Raw genomic sequence first — 22,173 nt, 5'->3', positions numbered from 1 at the left:
CTTTCTTAATCCAGAGTGGCAATAGGTTTAGGCGGTCTGTTCCATTGCCTGATGTTGAGATATTGGTGCTTGCCCGTCTTTCAAGGTAAAGTGCCGAACATCGATTTTGCCTGTGACTGCGGCTGAGATTAGTGCGGTGCGGCGTTCTTTTAAAAGATTAACTGCATCATTGGCATTGCTATCCAACTTTGAGAAATACTCTATTCGCTGCCTAATGTATTGAACTATCTGCTGTTGTTCGCTCAATGGTGGAAGAAGGCAGTTGATACTTAAATAGTCCTCTTTTGCAATATTCTGCATACTGCTACTCGCCCCCTCTGCTGCGAGAGAAATCTGAACCCGAAAACCCTCGACAGTCATAAAATGAGCTAAGTATTCAGAATCCAAATCAACCTCTTGATTAAAGTTTGTTTGCCACAATCGATCAGGCAAGTAGACATTTGAAACATCTTCGTTGACGAGTGCACTAGCTCCAACAAGTTCAGGTGTATTCATTCGGCTAATAATAATCGCTCCTTTCCTAACAGGACACTTCACGCGTTGTAGGTCTTCTGGCACAACTGTCTTGTTTTCTTCAGCCCTAAATGTACGCGTATATACACAACTAGTTTTTAAAACACCAACTTCTTTAGTGCGAGCAGGAATATCAGCAGCGTTTACACTAACTCCTGATTCTAATGATTCAATTAAATGCTTTAGACGCAGCACACCCCAATGCTCTGGCACTTCCCCTAACCACTCCACACCTGAATCTTTCATTGGTGCTTGTGGGTTTAGACCTTTAGTCACCGCATGGCTGATCAACGCTTGGCGTTTTTCTTTCAGCAGCTTAATCAGTTGCTGCTGCTTTTCGATCAAGGTATCAATCTTGGCGGTTTCGTGATCGAGGAAGTTAGCGATTTGGGTTTGTTCTTGTCTTTGGGGTGGTATAGGTAATTTCAAATTCCCCATTTGGAATTCATTTAAAGACGGTATTGCCCCCGGATTTACAATGTAGTCAAATTTAATCTCATGCATTGCATACTTTAAGAACTTGGCGTCATATTTCTCATTAACGATCAACCCCATCATGTTATTGTCAATACAGGAAGCTTCTGTCAGGGAGCGGATCCTGCTTAGTAATAAGGCCGCCCCAACTTTGGCAAACACGATCGAAGATGGTGGGAAAACGAATGCTCCCAAGCGCTTAGCCGTTGCAGCAGAGATAGAATTATCACCGCGTTTTAAATTGCCTGTTCGATCCGCTTTTCCTAGCGAATTTACTTTATGGAAGCTCAACTCAGCATCAATAATGCCTTGTTCTTCATGAGGAAACCCAGCTCCCCCTTTTAGTATTCCAAGGTGCTTTATCTGTTTTGTATTCCAACTGACTGGAATCGAGTCAACCTGTCGACTTCCTGACAATTTGTACTCAGGATATGCCTTATACTTGCCCATTACGAATGCACCTCTTGCAGTAGCTTCATAATATCGGCACTCACAGCATCCAAATCAGCGTCAATGGCTTCCAGTGTGCGTGGTGGTTGGTAGACATAGAAGTGACGGTTAAATGGGATTTCATAACCCACTACACCAATCTCATTGTCTTTGTCATCGCGCTTATCTGCGTTAATCCACGCATCGGCAACGTGTGGCTGTACTTCGCGCTTAAAGTAGCTTTCGATCAACGTTGAAGTGCTAACGCTTGGATCTAGCGGCACGTTCTCGTTATCACGCAGGTCGCCATCCTGCTGAAACTCAACAACCTTTCCTTTATAGTCAAAAGCACCGTATAGTGGCTGTGCGTCTTCTTTAAGCACTTTTTTGATCACAGGTTCGGCGTCTTGGTTCTTCCATGTAACCGCATCAATAAATTGCTTCTTCTGCTTGACATCAAACTTGATACCAGTGGCCTTAAACGCACCTTTCAGAGTCAGTTCAAACTGGTTAAAATCGTCAGATTGCTGATACTTACCACCAAGAGCCTGTCCACCAGCATTTTCATCAACAGCAACTTGCAGGACTTTGGCATCATCCATCAGGGCTTTTTGGCTTAGCCACAGTTTGCTGTCCAGCACGTCTTTGATTTGCTTTTCTTTTAGCTCTGGGAAGTCGGCTTTGATCAAGACACGAACTTCTTTTTCCAAATCAGTTAGTGAGCCGTACGTGTCTTCCGTCCACTCCGAGCCAAACTGCTCGTATAACGCCTGCATTACTGCATTAAATGGCTTAGGTGCAAATCGTAGTGATTCCACCGCTTCATCGGTGATTTGTGCTGACAGACGCAGCGGGCGCTCAATAGTCAAACGACGGTAGCCAAACTGATAAGTATCAAATATCTTGCTGGCAAAGTGTTTTTGGTTGTCCGTCACACCATCTTTGGTCAAGGTGTCGATTTCTTCAAAGTCACCAAAGTTTTTGGTAATAGTGCGAATTTCTTCATCAGTTAAATAGTGACGCTTAGAGCCTAATGACTTACGCATTTTCGTACTTAAGTTAGCGCCATTAATCAATTGCACCTTGCCTTTACGTGCAGGGTCTTTTTTATTGCTCAGTACCCAAACATAGGTCGCAATGCCTGTGTTGTAGAACATGTCGGTTGGCAGCGCGACAATGGCTTCAAGCAGATCAGCTTCTAAGATATAGCGACGAATTTCACTTTCACCGCTACCTGCGCCACCTGTAAACAGCGGTGAACCATTAAGGATGATGCCGATACGACCACCATCGACTACTTGGTTATCGACATTTTTCTTGTCACGCATCTTGCTGATAAGGTGCATCAAAAACAGCAGCGAGCCATCAGAAACACGCGGCAAGCCTGCGCCAAAGCGTCCATCAAAGCCGTCTTCGAACTCTTTCTTGATCTCTTTTTCGATCTTTTTCCAATCGACACCAAAGGGCGGGTTAGACAGCATGTAGTCAAATTTATCGGTAGGAAGTTGGTCATTCGATAGGGTGTTACCTAACTTGATACGGCTAACATCTTGCCCTTTGATCAGCATATCTGCCTTACAGATAGCATAGGACTCTGGGTTTAGCTCCTGACCAAACGCACGCATTACCGCTTTCGGGTTGAGTTCATGTACGTATTCCATACCAGAAGAAAGGAAGCCGCCTGTACCTGCTGTTGGGTCATAGATGGTTCGAATAATACCCTCTTTGGTTAGAGCTTCATCGTCTTCCATAAACACCAAAGAGGTGGTTAAACGCACGATGTCACGCGGAGTAAAGTGTTCACCTGCGGTTTCATTTGAGCTTTCTGCAAATCGGCGGATCAGCTCTTCAAACACCAAGCCCATATCGTGATTAGAAATGCGGTTTGGGCTAAGATCTGTGGTAGCGAACTTGTTCACCACTTTATAAAGCAAGTTGGCATCTTCCAGCAAACCAACAAATTCATCAAAGTTGAAGTGTTCAAAAATTTCACGCGCATCACGAGAAAAAGACTGCACATAGTGACGAAGGTTTGCTTTGATATTACTCTGCCCCATCTTGCCAAGGTTCATTGGCGAGGTATTGAAGAAAGACAAACCATCAGGTTGCTCTGGTAATTTTGTTGCACGCAGTAAGAACTTTTCCTGCACGTCTTCTGGCAGATTCGCCGCTTTAATGCGCTCATGTTCGGCAACTACGGCATCTTTGCTTGGCTTAAGCACACATTCAAGACGACGAAGCAGTGTAAAGGGCAGGATAACCCGACCGTATTGAGATTGTTTGAAGTCACCACGAAGCAAATCAGCCACCGACCAGATAAAGGCGGCGGTTTGGGAGAAGTTGTTATTAGTCATAAAACCTAGCGCACTACTATATAATTGGCGCTAGTATACAAAAAATCAGTTTCGTCGTCTGTGAGTTCAGCACTAAATGTCTTTACTTAAGCACTTTGTTTGCATCTTATTTGTTACACAAAGAGCAGTGACACATTACCCTTTTACAAGCTTAAAATCGCTGCTTAGTTGTTGCCAATGCTGCCTAAGTGCTGATTTATGCTCAGCTTCCATCGGAAGTTGTTGCAATAAGTCAGGCCAGTTTTTTCTCGCGATTTCCATCCATTCTGTTCATCAACAAATTTGGCTTACAGCCTATGAGTAATTATTTACGCATAAAGTATCTACTCAACCAAAAATGAGCAAATAATTACTCATTATTTGAAAAAAAAACAATTTACGAGTAAAATTTTACGCATTGATAAGTAGAGGTGTTGTCGATGGAAGAACTAACCGTACAAGCTTTTATCAAAGGTGAATGGATAGATATTGGTATCATCTCATTTCCTAAAAGTCGCCAACATAATTTCCGAGTGACTGAACTCAACTACCTCAGCGACTATGCGCTAGAACATCACGATAAAGATGACTTCCACGCTGTTTCACTAAACTATCCTATCTCGTTCTTTTTTGATGATATGGGTAAACCTGGATGGCTAACGTTTCTAGACGATATTATGCCTAGCGGCGCTAGCAGACGCTACTGGGTCAAGCACCTAGATATTGAAGACCTTAGTTCAGATGAACAAGACTATGTTTTACTCAAATTTGGCACAATGTCGCCTATTGGTAACTTAAGAATAAAAGACTCTCTTCCTGAGCGCTACGAAGTCGCAGACAACCTCTATTTCTCTGTTGATGATGTTAAAAATCGAGCAGGTGATTTTCTCGACTATGCACAGCAAAGAGGAGCAGCCGCAGGTGGTGCAACTGGGGCTGGAGGTGAAGCGCCCAAACTGATCCTCCGATGTGGTTTCGATCATAGCTCTAGCAGCGAAAAAATATGGATTGATCCGTACCAAGATGACAATAGCAACCACGACTTACATTACTTAGTAAAGTACCCTAGAGGCTCAAGAAGCACCATCGACTGTAATATTCTAAGAGCTGAGTTCTACTTCTACCACGAGCTAACTGAAATGGGCGTTGAAACGATCTCCACCGACGGTATGCGCTTGGAAGAAGGGTTAAACTACCCTTCTTTATGGCTTCCTCGATTTGATGTTCAAGTTATTGAGCAACAAATAGAGAGAGTTGGCATGGAATCTGTGTATTCCATTTTGAACAAAGGCGCAGGGGTCACTCTTGATCACGAAACAACAATCCGAACTCTCATAGAAAAAATTACTGAAAGCAATATGGTTAAACACCAAGGGTATAGGTTTGATACCCAAGCTTTCGTCATTGAATGGGTGAAAAGAGATCTACTCAACATCTTATTTGGTAATAGTGATAACCACGGCAGAAACACGTCATTCTTAAAAGGTGATGGAGTCATAAAGCTTGCTCCCATTTACGATTTCGCACCAATGAAAGCTGATCCTGAAGGCATTCCAAGAACAACAAAATGGAAGGCCCCACTAGAGGTTGGCGGAACTTACGACTTCGTCAAAATTACGGACACCTTATCTGATCTCGTGCCAAAGGAAGTGTTATTACAAGAGCTAAAAGTAACGGCAAGTAAATGCATCGACTTAAAGCAGAGACTAGCGTTACGAGGAGTACCAGAACAAATCTTGGAGATGCCTGCCACTGGACTTAATCATATATCAGAAAAGCTCACTAAATGGGGGCTACTATGAATAAGCCAAACAATAAAGAGTCCGTACAAGATACGGTGGCTCGTCTAAGAGCAAACCGAAATCAACATCAGCCCAAGACTGGGACGAATGCAATTCATTCGACCAAAGAACGATCGCAACTTTATGCTCCGACTAGATCGAAAGCCTCAAAAAACGCCAAGGCAGTAAGTGCAGCAGAACGCAAAACCGAGGCAAACAAAATCATCAAACACTTATTGCTTGGAGAACTAACGCAAGGCCAAGCGCTGAAAAGTTTACGCATTAATATACTGGGACTCAAACAGGATGTGTTCGCAAGACTTGTCGATGTCTCAAGAAAAACACTCTCAGATATAGAGAATGATCGGGGCAGCTACAATACAGAGATTCTCAACAAGGTATTCAAACCATTTGGCTTAAAAGTCGGACTGCTCCCCTCTTCTCCCAATACGTTAAAGTCGCTATTAATGGATGGTGAGGATTGGTAAAATACTCAGTATCAGCGCTATTGCTTTAGATTAAATTGCTATAACAAGCTAGCATTTTTAAATGATTTAGTAATACATGGACGCGGGTTCAGTTGAATAGCCCTAGCTATACCTAACTCCTTGGCTGCTACTATCCCTCATCAGCATTCCACTAACACTAAATGGGTTTACTTAAGTACTTTGTTTGCATCTTATTTGTTACACAAAGAGCAGTGACACATTACCCTTTTAAAAGCTGAAAATCGCTGCTTAATTGTTGCCAATGCTGCCTAAGTGCTGATTTGTGCTCAGCTTCCATCGGAAGTTGTTGCAATAAGTCAGGCCAATTTTTTCTCGCTATTTCGATCACATCGATTAAGTGAGGTTTAATTGCCACCCATGGTGCTGAGGCTTTCTCTGCCCACACTTCAAAGTGCCTCATGGAGACTTCAGACCATTGCTTGGTTCCTACCATATTGAGCGCAAGGCTGTCATTTTCTATATATGCAGAGGTGAATAGTACGTCATAAAGAGGTGACAAACGCGGCGAGAGGGCATCAGGATATATCAAAGTCCAGTTTTTAAGGTGTGCATCACCGTTTCCAAGCAAGATGTTTATCAGTAGTCTTCTTGCCATTTGCTGAATATCTCTTAGGCGTTCAGAGCTTGATTGATAGAGTACGTTAGCTAATTGTTCATAATTTACTTTTTGGTATTTGTCCGAAGGATACAGTTCGAAAACCTGTGCAAAATCTTCAGTATGGATACGCCCCTTGTCATTACGGTCGAATCGCTTGATGCCATAGGCATATTGCTCATCCGGTAATTTAATTTTAGGTAGCCCTACTAGCGCCTTAAGTTCGATTAATCGAATTTCTGGAATCTCCGCTCCCGCGACTTCCGCAAGCTTCATGCAGGTATATTCATTGACAGGCACACCTTTATGGACGGTGGATGGAGTTTTAATAATCCACATGTCCTCAGAGATTTCCTGATCAATATGATATCGGCCATCTAGATGTGACGAGGAGAATTTCATCTGCACTCCTGCCAGCGAAAACTTGGTATCTGCATGTTTAACATTGATTTGCTGAGGCTCAGTTGATAAACGATGCTCTAGCGCCCAATCAGGCACATTACCAGCTTTTATCGGCTGAGCAATGAGTGCGCCTGGCAAGTTGGCACCCAAGTAGGCAAGGATAGAAAATTCATTGTTTACGTGGCACTGGAGCGCTTTGGCTGTCAGTTCCCTCAATACGCCTTCTGGCAACAGGTTAGATAAGACAGGTGAAATCTTTTCAGTCCGAATCTGGGGTTTACTTAAATAGTTTGGATCTCGCAGTTGCCTCAAAGTAAAAACTGGCCGTTTATTTGTTGGCATAGCAACAAATTCAGGATTGAAGGTCAGTATATTTTTGCCACCAGCATAGTGCGCAATAACAGCAATATCGACTCCGTGTAACTGGATGTTTAAGCCTTCAACTTTCTCGATTTGCTTGCTCATGATTTACCTTCAGAGCCAAACCAAAAATCAAGATCATCTGAGTCATCTTCAAGATTCGTTTCACTTATGCCAAGTTGACTTTGCCTAATGACTTTACTCTGGGTTGGAACAGACATTATCTCCGCTCTTTTAGGCGCAATGACAAGTTCTAAATCCAGCCCTTCCAGCACTCTGAGCAAAGTCGATAATTTTACGTCACTGCCCGCCTCAATACGTTGATACTGTTGCTGCTTCATGCCAATTCGCATATACATATCTTTTTGCTCTATGCCTAGCCTTTTACGTTGCTCAGCGATCAACCCCGCAATTTTATCAATTTCCTTCATTATACACCTCAAACAACTTGTTAGTTGTATCAACCTCTATAAACAACATATTAGTTGTAAATATACCAATAAACAACTTTTAAGTTGTACAATGTAAAATATACAACCCCAAAGTTGTATTTGAAACAAATAACAACTCCTAAGTTGTAATTTAGAGGCAAATTTAAAAGGCAAGACTAAAAACTCAGTCTATTGAGGGAAACTCGGCCACTCCAAACCTACTGCGAATACAGCTGCCGAATCGGTTCTGGCTCGATATAATCGATCAAATCATTGGCTTCGAGCTGTTTGAGCTTATCTTCGGTGCCTGCTACCACTAACACTTGAAGATCATCGAGAGAATCGAGGATGTCTAACTGTTTGGTTTGCAAAAGCTCTCGAACTGGCTGCTGCTTTCCTTGGTGATATTTGACGTAAAATCTCGACGGCTCGCTTTCTATCTTTGTCAATTGGCTGTCTTTAGACATTGGCTCTTGGCCTGCTGCCAGTGTCACCACTGGCAGACAGAGCGAGATGAGAACACAACCTATGGTGCGTATTGTGACCATCCTATTTCTCATATTCTCTCCTTATTTAGCAGGAAAAGCCTCAAAAGATAGGGCCCAGCGGTTAATCTTCCCGGTATGCCAAGAAGAATTATCGACCGCTTTTAGCTTCCAAGTCCCTTGTGAATCTGAGCCAGTAAAGTCTTTTTGATACGTCTCTTTAATTGCTTCAAGAGCGCCTCCGGTTTTACTGTGTAACACAACTTCTTGACCAGAGGGAGACTCTAACGTGAGCTGTAAATCACCAATATAACCATGGCTGATATCAACCTCGATAGACACTAAACCCGCATCGCCCACGCGCTCGACATCAATCTCACTGCTAACGCCCGCTTCACTTTGATCCGGAATATCCATGACCTCTTCATTGCTATAATATGTGGGCGCTGTGTCGGTCGAGTCTTGCCCATTATGAGTAGCGAGCAAAGTCACCCCTTGATACGATTTGTAGCCGTATATCAGTACTTGGTATGTACCAGCTTCTTTCACATCTAAAGAGCAAGCCTCGCTATTGCCCTCTTCAATTGATTTACAATCATTACTGCTTTTTGTCGGTATACCGCTACGACGCACATACATATCAACATCGCCCGTGCCACCACTAAGCTCAAAAGTTACCTCTGTTGCATTCTCTGGAACGTCAAAGGTGTATATTTCGCTGGATTTACTCTCACCAAATAATTCCTGCTTAGCCACACCATTAACCAGCACTTTATCGCCAGCATCAGGGCCGTTACAACCTATATCCAAATACTCCTTAGCGGCTTGTGCGTTCACTAACCCATAGCCAGTTTGGTTGTCTCGGCCTTGGGCTTCAAGATCGGTCGCTGTGACCGTAAGCGCTCGTCGCACTTGCTGAGCAGTACATTGCGGGTGATAGCTCCATACCAAGCCTGCGATACCCGAAACATGAGGCGCCGCCATAGAGGTGCCATTGTAGTATTGGTAATCCTCACCTGTAGTAACCTTGAGCGTCACATTCTCACCCACTTTTTCTGCCAGCTCTAACCCAAGTTGGCGATCGACAGTCACTGACACCATACGATACTCATCATCATCGTCGAGTAAAAAGGGATTTTGCAGTCCAGAAAGCGCTTTATTACTAAACACAATCGCCGCTTTGGAGCCTGACTGATAACAAGCTTTCACTGGCTCAACCTCAGGCCTTACCTCAGGAGTTTGGTTAACAATACGCTCGGTAAGACATATTTTGTCAGACATATCACCACAATCGTAGCTGCCAGAGGACACATCACACAGTGCAAGAGGCGCGGTGACACTGCCTTCAATAGGATCGGGTCTGTATGGGTCAAGCGGATTGGCTGGAACTCTATGTATCTTACGGTTATGAGGTACAACGCCTCGCTCAAAATAGTGACCATCACTCGAACGAATATCGGCAAGCACGCCCTCACCCATGGTAACTGTCGATAAGATAGCAACGCCTGGCGCCGCGATATCGACTTGGTCGGTGGCTTGTGAAAATGCCGCATGATGATTTTGATTGTCCACTGCCGCAATCGACATCACAGAATCGTAAGATGCTGGGTAGCTGTGAGCGGTATTGCCGCCATTGCCAGATGCTGCAATCAAGAGTACGCCATCATCATACAGAGATTGCAGAACATCACGCTCGGTTCGGCTGGCAATACTGCCTCCTAAACTCATGTTCACGACATTGGCGCCATTGTCAGCGCAGGTTTGAACCGCTTTCACAAAGCTTGATGAATAGCCCCAACCAGACTCATTAAAGACTTTAACAATATGAAGATTCACATTTTGGTTGGGAAGTATGCCTTTCACTCCCTCACCATTTGCCATTGCGGCAATGATGCCAGCGACGTGAGTTCCATGCGCATTACCTGTCCCCGGGGATTTCCAAGATCCTGTACCGCTATCATCGGTGCCGCTGACTCGGTTGCCACTAAGATCGTGATGCGTCATATCGTAGCCAGAATCGATAATGCATATGGTTCGATTACCAGCATTCTCATCGCTCAACACCTGCGCATTAACCGCGGTGTATCCCCAAGGTATGGTTTCACTGAGCAAGTAACGAGGTGGGTCGACCTCAACATAATCCACTTGCTTATGCTTTTCTAACTTAGCAACTTGCTGTTGATCCATTTCCACACTAAACATCGAAGCGCCAATCAAGGTTTCAATTTCTCGCGCACTGGCTTGCTCAAGTACCGCTTGATTAGACTGAGTAGCAGTGCGGGGAGAAAACGCCATTCGCATCGGTGAGGGATGATTTTCTTTAAACTTAACGATGTATTTTGTTGGAAGACTAGCCTCGTTAAGCTCCGCCACTTCTGCTGCTGCATTAAATGTGAAGCCTGCCATTGCCACCGTCATTGATGAAAGGAAACACATTCCTTTGTTTATGTTTATCATGTTGTGCATATGCTCTGATCCTTTTGAGCTATTTTTATTGTTTTAGTCTCTTGAATAGTCCGTTTATGAACATATCAGGAGATTCCTAGCTATATAGGACGCTCACAAAACAACCAATACTTTATAAAATTTGAGAGCCATAAAACGCTAGGTAATCTATAAAACAACTGAATTAGTTAACATCAAACCATTTAACATCAAAAAAGTGAGACATAAATCAACAAAAAGTGGATAATGGCAACAATAAGTCGAGCTTTTATTCCATAAATGAGTCACTAGGTTTCTCAAAAACAAACCAAATCACAGCTCTACTTTTGCCTTACAAAGGCCATGTTTAAAACAAACTCGCTTAGAAATACCCTAATGTGGTTAAATAGAGCCTAAGTGATAGCTGCCCGATAGATACTTTAAGTGTGCAGCGTTTATATTCGATGAGGAAAGTCATTTGCTTGCTATTATTCGCCTGATATTGGCTGCTGTATTTATTGTCTTTACGACACTATTTGCCTTTGTCTATTGCTTGTTTAGCCCAAGAAATCCAAAGCATGTGTATTTTTTCTGTCGCTGGTTTAATCAGCTACAAAGAATTGTTGGCGTAAAGCTCATTCATAGAGGGCTCGAGAATGCGCCAACACCAGAGAAAAGCGTGTATATCTCCAATCATCAAAGTATCTATGATTTTGTTACAGATCCTGGAATGTTAAGGCCAAGAACCGTCTCTCTTGGTAAAAAAGATCTGCTTTGGCTGCCTTTCTTTGGCCAGCTGTATTGGATAACTGGAAACATCCTTATCAATAGAGAGAACAAGTCTCAAGCGAGAGATACCATAAAACAAGTCGCTGAGGCTATCCATCAAAGAGATTTATCGGTTTGGGTCTACCCAGAAGGAACTCGTAGTAAAGGCCGAGGTTTATTGCCGTTTAAAACAGGCGCTTTCAGAATGGCCATTGAAGCTGGCGTGCCTATTACACCAATGTGTGTCAGCACAACACACAATAAGATTAACCTTAACCGAAGAAACAACGGCATTGTGATTGCCGAGATGCTAGAACCAATTGATGTGTCCAATTACAAATTGGAAGATGCTCGCAAGCTCGCACTGCATTGCCACCAGTTAATGTCAGCCAAAATAAACGAGCTGGACAAAGAAGTTGCCCAGCTCGAAGCAGAAAAGTCGCGTAGCGATAAAGCCGTTACTTTAAAATAAACTGATCCATCAGGGCCACCATACGGCCAATTTCAGGTTTGGTTAGGGTGTCATTAGCACCCAAAGCCAACGCTTTTTCTCGGTTATCATCACTCATTAATGACGAGAACATTACAATCGGCATTTCTTTGTAAACATCCGAGTCACGTAATCTCTTCACTAAGTGCATGCCATCCATACGCGGCATTTCCACATCACTGACTACCGCGTCGACGAGTTCACTGACGGGGACATCTTCTTTTTTTGCAATTTCAGCAAGTTCTGTTAGCTTGTCGTGCGCTTCACCACCATCTTTACAAGCAATGGTGTTGTAACCTGCTGAGCTCAATGTTTCTAGAATGAGATTTCGAATGAAAGCAGAATCGTCCACTACCATAATGGTTTTCGCATTACGTTTGGTGATCATTTTTTGGTTAAGATCAACACTCTTATCCGCAGTAACATCGTATTTTTCCATACTCAGTTCTGGGTTGATGTCAGCGATAATCTTTTCAAAATCGAGGATCATGATGAGGTTTTGATCTTTACGTACTACGGCAACAACACAATCCTGCTCGCCGGCTTCTAAGAACTGACTGGGCGATTCAACATCGTTCCAAGAGATCCTGTGGATGCGACTGATGCTGTCGATTAGAAATCCATTGGTCATACGGTTAAAGTCAGTAACAATCACAAACTTCTTGTCAATTTCTTTACTGGTTGGCACACCGAGCCAGCCTGCTAAATCGACCAGAGGAGTGAGTATATCTCGGGATGAAAATACCCCTATCATGTGCGGCTGAGCATTAGGATAATCCGATGTCTCGGGAACTTGAATAACTTCGCGCACTTTGGCCACGTTAATGCCGTAATAACAGGTTTTTTTCGAGCCATCTGGCATCTGTTTTTCCAAATGAAACTCAATGATCTCGAGTTCATTTGTGCCACTTTCTGTAAGAATTGTACTGCTTGAAGTGCTCATAATGGGTTTTACTCATTCTCGGTATCAATTACATGTACGTTGGGTCATCTCAAGCCCACGTAACTACCTTCATTGTGCTACTCCACCATTTACCCCGCAAATAAGTGAAGTAGAAGTAAACTATCTCATCTATCACTATAAATACTAGAATATTCCATCAATATCGTCGCAAGCTCCTGCCTCGCTCACACTATGAAGATATATTCGTTTCTTCTCAAAGTATAAGCCGCGCTTGAAAAACTTTCACCAGTGACATAAATCTGCTTTTTAATTAGCAAGTTAAAAATGCAAACCTGTGCATCTGATGCCTAACTCATCAAATAAAATGAAAATCAGCGCGTCATTTTCTTAACAAATACCACCACAAATAATGCCATAGTAAAGCTGCCAAGAAAGGCTTCAAAAGCCGCGATAAACCTCGCAAAACCCACTGGTGAAATATCTCCGTAGCCAAGTGTTGTGAAAGTCACCACACTAAAATATATCGAGTTTAGGAACTCAAAAAAATAGAATTGCCAACCGCTTAGCTCTTCATATATCGGGTGTGCACTTGTTGTATCGAGGAAAAAGTAGGCTAAGGCGCAAACTAAAATCAAAAAGATAGAAAATCCGACCACCCTCATCGGGTCTTCCCCATAACCACAAAACAAGTCAACGGTCTTGGATACCACACGCTTAGCACTTAATCTTGGCATCTGGTAGCGTCTAAATCGCATTTCGCGCTTAAAGAAGTCGCCAGCAATCTCAAATAGCCCCTGTGTTTCACATTGTTTCCGAATGTTACGACACACTTCTTCCGCTTCTTGATACAAGGGCCCAACTTTATCGTATTGGCGAGCCTTGCGCGCCTCTCTTACTTGCTCTTCTTGCTTTATGAAACGGCCCCAATTGACATTTTCTAGCTTAGCTCTTTCTAGGTCAGCTCCCAGTAAATTGCAATTATCTAATTTAGCGCAGTGTAAGTTCGCTCCTACCATTTTGGTTTTCATCAAAGATGAGCCCCGTAAATCGAGACCAAAAAAGTGAGCGTCTGTTAAGTCTGCACGATAAAAATCTACGTCACGGCACGAATAGCCATCTTTGTTACCTCGATTTACCAAATTAATATCTACTAAGTTTGTTCTTGCCAACTGAAATCCGTCTAAAGGTTTACCTTCTGCAGCCCACTTTTCAACCTTGTCTTTAATGTCATCTTTGCTCTTATCGACTTTTGGATCATGCCAGTAACATAGACCGGACTCTCCACACGGTTGATCGCAGCACCAGCCATCAGGATTTTGATAGCTGCATTGGCCTTGAGTCGATTCCATATAAACTGCCCTGTAAGCACCTCAGTAAATGCACGCTTATTGATAATATTAATTGTAGTGATGAGTTAGGCTCTGGCAAATGATATTTGTCCACTATTCCATAACCACTTGTTGTTTCAGCCAACTTTTAAAAAGTTGCGTCTCTGATGCTTCACAGTGAGTAATAATAAAGTACCCTGCATTAGCACCAATGGCGGGTAAGGGAGCAACCAGTCTTTTCTGCTTAATTTCATCATTTAACAGAGCTTTACGAGCAAGAGCAACTCCAACACCAGCCTCGGCAGCCGCCATGGCCATATCGGTTCTGTTAAAGAAATGGCCCTGACTTACGTCCAGCTCAAGTTGATGCTTTTGGGCCCAATATCGCCATTCTTGATCCTTCTGTGCCCCTTGCCAAGGCATAGCATCGTGGAGCAAAGTAACACTCTCCCACACCAATTGGGGACCTGTATTCTGAGTTTTGCATACCTTATTGAAGTAATCTGGACTCATCACAGGAATAAGGCATTCTTGCATCAATAGCTCTGCATCACCGAGCTTGTAGGGTATTGGCCCATAATCAATTGCGATATCAAAATCACGGCTACTACTATTGACCAACGCCCCTTCGGCAAATACTTGCACCTGGATATTTGGGTGGGATTTTTGAAAGTCATCCAGACGTGGTACTAGCCACTTATAGGCGAGAGAAGGCGTAAGTTTAAGCCGGATGGGTTTGCGACTTGCCTCTTTGCTTAATTTCTCAATCGCTTCTTCAATGGCAGTCAAATGTGGGTTAACTGAATCTAAAAGCTTACGCCCAAGATCAGTTAAACGTATACCTCGGGCATGACGTTCAAACACTTCAAAACCGAGTCGTTCCTCAGCCAATTGCAACTGCTGACTCACAGCACCAGTCGTGATGTTTAAATTGCTTGCAGCACTCGATAAGCTTTGATGCGGGGCAAGAATACTTACAAGGTGAACACCACTCAATAAAGATGACTTCATATTTAGGTTTTAGTTTTTTTATAAGGTAATGTTAATTCTTCTCGATTGTTAACCAAATGTAAATCATTCAGAGTAAGATAAGGTTGATAAAAAGGAGGAAATCACGGTGAAAGTCATTGTTCTAGGTAGTGGTGTGATAGGCCTAACCAGCGCGTGGTATTTGCAGCAATCAGGATGTGATGTGACTGTGATAGATAGACAATCTCGATCAGCGCAGGAAACCAGCTTTGCCAATGCAGGGCAAATTTCTTACGGTTACTCCTCTCCTTGGGCCGCACCTGGTATACCACTTAAGGCATTAAAATGGCTGATGGAAAAACACGCGCCTTTGAAAATAAAACCCAGCCTTGATCCAGATTTATTCAAGTGGTCAACCAAGATGCTATCCCAATGTAACTTAGATCGATATCGCATCAATAAATCGCGCATGCTCAAAATCTCACTTCATAGCAGAGAATGTTTAGAAAAGTTAAACAAAAAGTATCAAATAAACTACCAAGGGAGAAGTAAAGGTACCCTACAAATATTCCGCTCAGAAAAACAGCTCAAGGCGGTAGAAAAAGATACTTTGTTACTGGACGAAAGCGGCACACGTTATCAGTTATTAAACAGTGCAGAATGTCTGAAACAAGAACCTGGTCTCACTCACATGCAGGGAAAACTGGCTGGAGGATTATATCTTCCTGACGATCAAACAGGTGACTGCCATTTATTTTGCCAACAGCTTCAAGCACTGGCTCAAAAAGCGGGTGTGAGTTTTATATTTGATACAGAAATCCATAAGCTAAATCTGAAGGGACAACAAATCGATAATATCGAAACCTCCCAAGGCCGATTCACCGCGGACAAATTTGTCGTTGCGCTAGGCAGTTACTCAAAGCATTTTTTAAAACAAATTGGCATAGATCTTCCCATCTACCCCGTAAAGGGCTATTCACTCACTTTGCCCATCATAAATGAAGCTCATGCACCTAACTCAACCATTATGGACGAAAGCCACAAAGTAGCGGTCACTCGGTTTAATAACCGCATACGTGTCGCGGGTACGGCTGAACTTGCTGGCTTTGACTCTTCCCTTCCCAATAAACGACTATCAACATTAAACCATGTTGTCTCTAACTTGTTTCCTCATGGCACGGAACTCTCAAAAGCTGAATATTGGACAGGTCTTCGACCTATGACACCAGACGGCACACCTATTATAGGAAGAACCCCAGTGAAAAACCTTTACACCAACACAGGTCATGGCACCTTGGGCTGGACAATGGCTTGCGGCTCTGCCGACATACTTACCCAGATCATTACTCAGCCATCGATAAAACAGCACGAACAGCTAAGCTTGCATCGATATACAACTGATATAAATGAATATTCCCACATTTAATCAACACCGAAGTGCTAATAAAATGTTTTCAAAAAGCATAACAACATCATTGCCAATGATTTAAAGCGACTTAGCCACGAAGTATTTGACTGGTTTTAAGATTAAATTCTGTTTAAAAACGGCACAAAATCAATAATTAGTAACTAACAGACACCAAAGAAAGCAATATGGATCATATAAAATATATCCTTTGTTTCCCTCAACTTCCTAACACTATACGGTTTAACGTTTGCGTCATGTTTTGTGTCTGAGTTCACGCAAACCAACTTTAGAACACAAAAAATTTAACAATAAAATTACAATAAGGTTAATATCCAGAGTGCAAACCACCAATCATAATAAAACAGGGAAAATACTTATGCAGTCATTAGTTGATTTTCTGAATGGAATTATCTGGAGCCCCGCATTGATTTATCTGTGCTTGGGAGCAGGGTTGTTCTACTCAATCATGACGCGATTTGTCCAAATTCGCCATTTTAGCGAGATGTGGCGATTACTTCTTTCAGGAAAAAGCTCATCTAAAGGAATTTCATCTTTCCAAGCGCTTGCGGTTTCATTATCGGGAAGAGTGGGTACCGGGAATATCGCAGGTGTTGCCGCAGCTATTGGCTTTGGCGGACCTGGTGCAGTTTTTTGGATGTGGGTTGTTGCGTTTTTTGGCGCTGCTACGGCTTATGCTGAATCAACCCTAGCTCAAATCTATAAAGAAGAAGATAACGGCGAGTTTCGCGGTGGTCCTGCCTACTATATAGAAAAAGCCATGGGTCAAAAATGGTACGCATGGGTTTTCGCAATCGCTACTATATTCGCTTGTGGTTTTCTACTACCTGGTGTGCAATCAAACAGTATCGGCAATGCCGTTGAAGGCGCGTTTGGCTCAGGAGGCATGGTTGAAACAGCAATAGGCACCTTTAGTTTTGCTAAGGTTTTCACTGGTACCGTCATCTCCGTCATTCTTGCATTCGTCATCTTCGGCGGCGTGAAGCGAATTGCTAACTTTACCCAAATCGTTGTTCCTTTCATGGCACTCGCGTACATCATCACAGCGTTTGTGATTATCTTACTCAACATTGAACAGGTCCCTACTGTCTTTGCAATGATCATTGGCGATGCCTTTACTCCAATGGCTGGTGTAGGCGCTGCCATCGGTTGGGGTGTAAAGCGTGGGGTATATTCTAATGAAGCCGGCCAAGGAACAGGGCCTCACGCAGCGGCAGCAGCAAGCGTTGATCACCCTGCTCAGCAAGGCTTAGTACAATCATTCTCTATCTATATCGACACTCTGCTTGTGTGTTCGGCAACTGCATTTATGATCATCATAACAGGTGCGTATAATGTGCATGGCGCTGAAGGATTCTTAGTACAAAACGTGGCAGCCGACATCGCAGCCAATGGCCCAATGTTCACACAAATGGCGATTGAAAGTGCGCTTCCAGGTATAGGAAAGCCGTTTATTGCTGTTGCTCTGTTCTTCTTCGCCTTCACAACTATTCTTGCTTATTACTACATCGCAGAAACAAATGTGGCCTATATCCGTCGCCACATCAAACTTAATGGATTGATGTTCATTCTGAAAGTGGCGATGATAGCCGTTGTGTTCTACGGTACAGTAAAGACAGCCAACTTAGCATGGGCAATGGGTGATGTAGGTGTTGGCCTAATGGCATGGCTGAACATCGTCGGTATCTTGATCATTTTCTTTATGGCCAAACCAGCGTTGAAAGCGTTGCATGATTATGAAGAACAGCAGAAGCAAGGTGTCACCGAATACACATTCAACCCAGTCAAGCTTGGCATTAAAGGTGCTGATTATTGGGAAGATAAATACCGTCGTAAGACAGGTAAAGAACCTGCATCAGAGGTCGAGTCTAAGTCAGTAGAGCAACCCTCGACCTAACAATATTATTTAAGATAAAAAGCAGTGGTTAAAAAAAGGGGTTAGCAATACGCTAACCCCTTTATATTTCCTGAATTAAACTAAGGGCATTGAATTTCATCCCAAAACCAATTTGAGCCAAGAGGCGTGTCCCAAACTCCAGGTCCATTTTTGGCAATAAAGCATTTTCCCTGATGAGTTACCTTATCACCATTGTTCACTTGGGTAACGCCTTCTTGCCACGGTATGAATTCACCTGGGCTAGGATTTGTGGGACCATCTGATAACCTTTGCCAAGGCCCACCTAAATCTGGCCTATCTCCTTTTGTCCACCATTTTGCTTTATAGGTAATTTGCTTGTAAGTGACCTCTTCACCTGCCATATATTCCTTATTGGCGTTCCATTCATTTCCTTTGTTTGGATCGGGGTCGTCGAGCTGGTCAACAATACGAACTTCAGGCCACTGAGTATGAGACTGATAGAAGTTAGTCACACACTTTTCATAATCCCCATCGACAAGTGCTGAATACGCAGTTTGAAATCCCACTAAGTCACATTCAAAGGAATAACCTTCAGGGCGATCAGGGTAGTATTTCCAATTACCATCCCAATTGGTGTAAAGCACATCCTCTGCTCCATCAAGATTAAGGCTGCCGTAGGGGATTTGCTGCCAGCATGTATCTTTTTCATTTGGGCTAAGAGGGATCTGATAGTGAGAAGATAGGCCTCTCCAGTACTTTATTCGATTAACTGGCTGACCTTTATTTTTATTCTGCGCACCGCACTCTATTCCTCCATTAATAATATTGATTGTGGTGCCAAAACCATAACCTATACCCGCATCCAGCTCTCGCTGAGATGGCTGCCAAGTTCCATCAATCACATGCAACATGGCAGGTTTGGGCGCTTGAGGAGTGAGGAAAAACCAGATAGCGGAAGCCAGGTTAAGCCATGAATCTGCGACTAAGCCGGGGTTGTTAAGTAACACTGTCGCATCACCATCAAACATCACCTCAGAAAAGGCACCATAGTTAAAGTGATAAGATAGTTGCTTGGCTCCTCGCCCAAAATACCCTTGCCCCACACCACACGGCCATTTTTTATTCTGCCAATTATTCTCGCCGCACCCTGTGGTGTAGCCAGTATCACCTTCAGACCATCCCATCTCTCGCACATGAACTAAGGCTTGCTGCCACTCTTCTAAACCAAGTGGGTTATCCGAGGTGTTATCTTTGGCAATATGTCCTCCTGTTTCCTGAGCAAAATGAGCAAATGCCGTGATGATAGAGCGCTTACAAATCGCATCTGCGTCCCGATTATCCGCATATTGACCACAAAATGCCGGAAACTTTCCTATTGCTCGCAAAAAGCGGGTATAGCTGTATTCAGGTGCTGCCATGTGAGTGAGAAAATCCCATTCCTGTATAGGAAAGACTCGTTCTGCACGCTTAACGTTACTCGGGTTACTATTTAATCCTGGACTGATAGCTTCAACAATCGAATTAGGCGCTGTCCTGAGCGCTTGGGACCAAACTTGGTACATTGGACTGGAAGCTTTGGCTTGCTCTACTTTTTCAATATCAGAACGTTTAATAACGTATCCCGTTGGATTAAGGGGATCAGGCTGAATATTCATTACAGCCCAGCTTGGAGAGATGGCGAAGATACATAAGGTTGCAGCTAAATAACTTGCGTTTCTCATCACACTTTTCCTTGTCATTGACGGCAAGAAAAGATTAGAGAAGGCCAAACAAATATTCATTGCACTAGCATTAAGCAAGCTTTAAGTTGCGAGTGGCTTTGGAGTTATAAAGAGCAAAAAAGAGCTGAGGCCATAAAAAATGCAATATGGCTTCAAAAACACTCTAGTGCTAATGAGATGAGTAAAATTAGCTCAAAGACAAGAAAGCCAGCATAAAGCTGGCTTTGAAAAACAAATTATCTGGCGTTATTCCCACTCAATCGTCGCTGGTGGTTTGCCCGAGATATCGTAAACCACGCGAGAGATCCCATCAATTTCGTTGATAATGCGATTAGAGACTTTACCCAAGAAATCGTATGGCAAGTGGGCCCAATGCGCGGTCATAAAGTCGATAGTTTCTACCGCTCGTAGTGACACAACCCAGTCGTACTTACGGCCATCGCCCATTACACCGACAGAGCGAACAGGTAGAAATACGGTAAAGGCTTGAGAAACCTTATGATACAAATCTGCTGCGTGAAGCTCTTCAATGAAAATAGCATCGGCTCGACGAAGCAAATCGCAGTATTCTTTTTTCACTTCACCCAGTACTCGAACGCCAAGGCCAGGGCCTGGGAAAGGATGACGATAAAGCATGTCATATGGGAGGCCAAGTTCTAAACCTATCTTACGTACTTCATCTTTAAATAGCTCGCGAAGTGGCTCGACAAGCCCCATTTCCATATCGTCGGGTAAACCACCTACATTGTGGTGTGATTTAATTACATGCGCTTTACCTGTCTTAGACGCAGCAGATTCAATCACATCCGGATAGATAGTACCTTGCGCTAACCATTTCGCATTCTTAAGCTTCTTTGATTCCTCATCAAAGACATCAACAAACACATGACCTATAGTCTTGCGCTTATCTTCAGGATCTGCTTTACCCTCAAGTGCGGACATAAAGCGCTCTTCTGCATCCACTTTTATGATGTTAAGGCCGAACTTATCGCCAAACATGTCCATGACTTGTTGGCCTTCATTCAATCGCAGTAAGCCATTATCAACAAATACACAGGTTAACTTATCGCCGATGGCACGGTGAACAAGCATAGCAACAACAGAAGAATCAACGCCACCAGACAAACCAAGAATAACCTCGTCACTGCCTACTTGCTCTTTAATGCGGGCAACGGCATCTTCAATGATCGATTCTGAAGTCCAAAGACGCTCACAACCACAAACGCCAAGCACAAAGTTTTCCAGCATTTGTAGGCCATTTTTGGTGTGGGTTACTTCTGGGTGAAATTGAACACCAAAGTATTTTTTCTCTTCATTGGCCATTGCAGCGTAAGGACAGGTTTCAGTCTCACCTACCTTAACAAAGCCTTCTGGGATTTCGACCACTTTATCGCCATGGCTCATCCAAACATCTTGAGTTGCTTCAAGATCTTTAAAGATTGAGGACTCTTCAGAAACTTCTACAGCAGCATAACCAAATTCACGTTCATCAGATGTAGCAACCTTACCGCCCAACTGCTCGGCCATGGTTTGCATCCCATAACAAACGCCAAGCACAGGCACACCCGAATCAAACACATATTGAGGTGCTCGTGGTGAGTTGTCTTCAGTCACGCTCTCTGGGCCACCAGAAAGAATAATACCATCTGGGTTAAATTCACGAATATCGTCTTCATCAACATCCCAGCTCCACAGCTCACAATAAACGCCTATTTCACGAACGCGGCGAGCAACAAGTTGGGTGTACTGGGAACCGAAGTCCAAGATCAGAATTCGTTGGTCATGGATATTTTTAGTCATTTTGAACAGTCTTATAAGCTTTATATTAAAACTGAGGCGAGCATACTCGCCTCTTAATTGATTCGTTAAGCTAGGGCTAACATTTTAGGTTGTGTTACTTGTGTTTTGGCAACTTGAAGATTTGAAAAGCAATCGTGGTTGCTCTCACCACCACGACTTTCTGATCATTTTTC

At 43.3% G+C, this 22,173-nt stretch carries 16 protein-coding genes; 5 read left to right on the top strand and 11 right to left on the bottom strand.

Annotation, left to right across the window (positions count from 1 at the left end; all coding sequences use genetic code 11):
• Positions 1–27: 27 nt before the first annotated feature.
• Both FIV01_RS03260 and FIV01_RS03255 read right to left on the bottom strand, forming a co-directional pair.
• Positions 28–1,437 carry a restriction endonuclease subunit S gene (locus tag FIV01_RS03260; protein ID WP_152429709.1) on the bottom strand — a complete coding sequence of 470 codons (1,410 nt, stop codon included), beginning with the start codon at positions 1,435–1,437 and terminating at the stop codon, positions 28–30.
• Positions 1,437–3,770, bottom strand: coding sequence for a type I restriction-modification system subunit M (locus tag FIV01_RS03255; RefSeq protein ID WP_152429708.1), 2,334 nt, complete (start codon positions 3,768–3,770; stop codon positions 1,437–1,439). The genes FIV01_RS03260 and FIV01_RS03255 overlap by 1 nt, the downstream gene beginning before the upstream one ends.
• A gap of 419 nt (positions 3,771–4,189) precedes the next feature.
• On the opposite strand from FIV01_RS03255, the gene FIV01_RS03250 reads away from it, so the two are divergent.
• The gene (locus FIV01_RS03250) at positions 4,190–5,551 is read left to right on the top strand and encodes a type II toxin-antitoxin system HipA family toxin (protein ID WP_172971806.1); all 1,362 of its coding nucleotides are present in this window, start codon (positions 4,190–4,192) and stop codon (positions 5,549–5,551) included.
• Positions 5,536–6,018: a helix-turn-helix transcriptional regulator gene (locus FIV01_RS03245; RefSeq protein ID WP_152429706.1), complete on the top strand. Its 483-nt coding sequence runs from the start codon at positions 5,536–5,538 to the stop codon at positions 6,016–6,018. The genes FIV01_RS03250 and FIV01_RS03245 overlap by 16 nt, the downstream gene beginning before the upstream one ends.
• 220 nt (positions 6,019–6,238) lie before the next feature.
• On the opposite strand, the gene FIV01_RS03240 is transcribed toward FIV01_RS03245, so the two are convergent.
• From FIV01_RS03240 to FIV01_RS03225, 4 genes are all read right to left on the bottom strand, one after another.
• Positions 6,239–7,501, bottom strand: a complete 1,263-nt coding sequence (locus FIV01_RS03240; RefSeq protein ID WP_152429705.1) for a type II toxin-antitoxin system HipA family toxin — start codon at positions 7,499–7,501, stop codon at positions 6,239–6,241.
• Complete coding sequence (locus tag FIV01_RS03235; RefSeq protein WP_152429704.1) at positions 7,498–7,827, bottom strand: helix-turn-helix domain-containing protein; 330 nt, start codon at positions 7,825–7,827, stop codon at positions 7,498–7,500. Before FIV01_RS03235 ends, FIV01_RS03240 begins: the two co-directional genes overlap by 4 nt.
• Positions 7,828–8,045: 218 nt before the next feature.
• Positions 8,046–8,387: an ATPase gene (locus FIV01_RS03230; protein ID WP_152429703.1), complete on the bottom strand. Its 342-nt coding sequence runs from the start codon at positions 8,385–8,387 to the stop codon at positions 8,046–8,048.
• Between the two features lie 9 nt (positions 8,388–8,396).
• Positions 8,397–10,778, bottom strand: a complete 2,382-nt coding sequence (locus tag FIV01_RS03225; protein ID WP_152429702.1) for a S8 family serine peptidase — start codon at positions 10,776–10,778, stop codon at positions 8,397–8,399.
• Positions 10,779–11,214: 436 nt separating this feature from the next.
• Between FIV01_RS03225 and FIV01_RS03220 the strand changes: the two genes are divergently transcribed.
• Entirely contained in the window at positions 11,215–11,976 is a 762-nt protein-coding gene (locus FIV01_RS03220) for a 1-acylglycerol-3-phosphate O-acyltransferase (protein WP_152429701.1), read from the top strand.
• Here the strand turns inward: FIV01_RS03220 and FIV01_RS03215 are convergent.
• From FIV01_RS03215 to FIV01_RS03205, 3 genes are all read right to left on the bottom strand, one after another.
• Positions 11,963–12,937 carry a chemotaxis protein CheV gene (locus FIV01_RS03215; protein WP_152429700.1) on the bottom strand — a complete coding sequence of 325 codons (975 nt, stop codon included), beginning with the start codon at positions 12,935–12,937 and terminating at the stop codon, positions 11,963–11,965. The two genes, FIV01_RS03220 and FIV01_RS03215, sit on opposite strands and share 14 nt — an antisense overlap.
• A gap of 332 nt (positions 12,938–13,269) precedes the next feature.
• A complete protein-coding gene (locus tag FIV01_RS03210) occupies positions 13,270–14,247 on the bottom strand; it encodes an ion channel (protein WP_152429699.1) in 978 nt (325 codons plus the stop codon).
• Between the two features lie 93 nt (positions 14,248–14,340).
• Positions 14,341–15,237: a LysR substrate-binding domain-containing protein gene (locus FIV01_RS03205; protein WP_152429698.1), complete on the bottom strand. Its 897-nt coding sequence runs from the start codon at positions 15,235–15,237 to the stop codon at positions 14,341–14,343.
• A gap of 106 nt (positions 15,238–15,343) precedes the next feature.
• On the opposite strand from FIV01_RS03205, the gene FIV01_RS03200 reads away from it, so the two are divergent.
• Together FIV01_RS03200 and FIV01_RS03195 are read left to right on the top strand one after the other, a co-directional pair.
• Positions 15,344–16,621 (top strand): D-amino acid dehydrogenase, encoded by a 1,278-nt coding sequence (locus tag FIV01_RS03200; RefSeq protein WP_152429697.1) that lies wholly within the window; start codon positions 15,344–15,346, stop codon positions 16,619–16,621.
• A gap of 358 nt (positions 16,622–16,979) precedes the next feature.
• Positions 16,980–18,518 (top strand): alanine/glycine:cation symporter family protein, encoded by a 1,539-nt coding sequence (locus FIV01_RS03195; RefSeq protein WP_152429696.1) that lies wholly within the window; start codon positions 16,980–16,982, stop codon positions 18,516–18,518.
• 80 nt (positions 18,519–18,598) lie between these two features.
• On the opposite strand, the gene FIV01_RS03190 is transcribed toward FIV01_RS03195, so the two are convergent.
• Positions 18,599–20,200, bottom strand: coding sequence for a chitinase (locus FIV01_RS03190; protein WP_152429695.1), 1,602 nt, complete (start codon positions 20,198–20,200; stop codon positions 18,599–18,601).
• 246 nt (positions 20,201–20,446) lie between these two features.
• On the bottom strand, positions 20,447–22,000 hold the full coding sequence (guaA, locus tag FIV01_RS03185) for a glutamine-hydrolyzing GMP synthase (RefSeq protein WP_152429694.1): 1,554 nt from the start codon (positions 21,998–22,000) through the stop codon (positions 20,447–20,449).
• Positions 22,001–22,173: the final 173 nt, after the last annotated feature.

The sequence above is a fragment of the Vibrio aquimaris genome (assembly GCF_009363415.1).
GTDB classification, from domain to species: domain Bacteria; phylum Pseudomonadota; class Gammaproteobacteria; order Enterobacterales; family Vibrionaceae; genus Vibrio; species Vibrio aquimaris.
This window is presented reverse-complemented; position numbering and strand designations above follow the sequence as displayed.

Coding starts and splice junctions, on each gene's coding strand:
- FIV01_RS03260 (WP_152429709.1), bottom strand. CDS start 1,437: ATGGGCAAGTATAAGGCATATCCTGAGTACAAATTGTCAGGAAGTCGA.
- FIV01_RS03255 (WP_152429708.1), bottom strand. CDS start 3,770: ATGACTAATAACAACTTCTCCCAAACCGCCGCCTTTATCTGGTCGGTG.
- FIV01_RS03250 (WP_172971806.1), top strand. CDS start 4,190: ATGGAAGAACTAACCGTACAAGCTTTTATCAAAGGTGAATGGATAGAT.
- FIV01_RS03245 (WP_152429706.1), top strand. CDS start 5,536: ATGGGGGCTACTATGAATAAGCCAAACAATAAAGAGTCCGTACAAGAT.
- FIV01_RS03240 (WP_152429705.1), bottom strand. CDS start 7,501: ATGAGCAAGCAAATCGAGAAAGTTGAAGGCTTAAACATCCAGTTACAC.
- FIV01_RS03235 (WP_152429704.1), bottom strand. CDS start 7,827: ATGAAGGAAATTGATAAAATTGCGGGGTTGATCGCTGAGCAACGTAAA.
- FIV01_RS03230 (WP_152429703.1), bottom strand. CDS start 8,387: ATGAGAAATAGGATGGTCACAATACGCACCATAGGTTGTGTTCTCATC.
- FIV01_RS03225 (WP_152429702.1), bottom strand. CDS start 10,778: ATGCACAACATGATAAACATAAACAAAGGAATGTGTTTCCTTTCATCA.
- FIV01_RS03215 (WP_152429700.1), bottom strand. CDS start 12,937: ATGAGCACTTCAAGCAGTACAATTCTTACAGAAAGTGGCACAAATGAA.
- FIV01_RS03210 (WP_152429699.1), bottom strand. CDS start 14,247: ATGGAATCGACTCAAGGCCAATGCAGCTATCAAAATCCTGATGGCTGG.
- FIV01_RS03205 (WP_152429698.1), bottom strand. CDS start 15,237: ATGAAGTCATCTTTATTGAGTGGTGTTCACCTTGTAAGTATTCTTGCC.
- FIV01_RS03195 (WP_152429696.1), top strand. CDS start 16,980: ATGCAGTCATTAGTTGATTTTCTGAATGGAATTATCTGGAGCCCCGCA.
- FIV01_RS03190 (WP_152429695.1), bottom strand. CDS start 20,200: ATGAGAAACGCAAGTTATTTAGCTGCAACCTTATGTATCTTCGCCATC.
- guaA (WP_152429694.1), bottom strand. CDS start 22,000: ATGACTAAAAATATCCATGACCAACGAATTCTGATCTTGGACTTCGGT.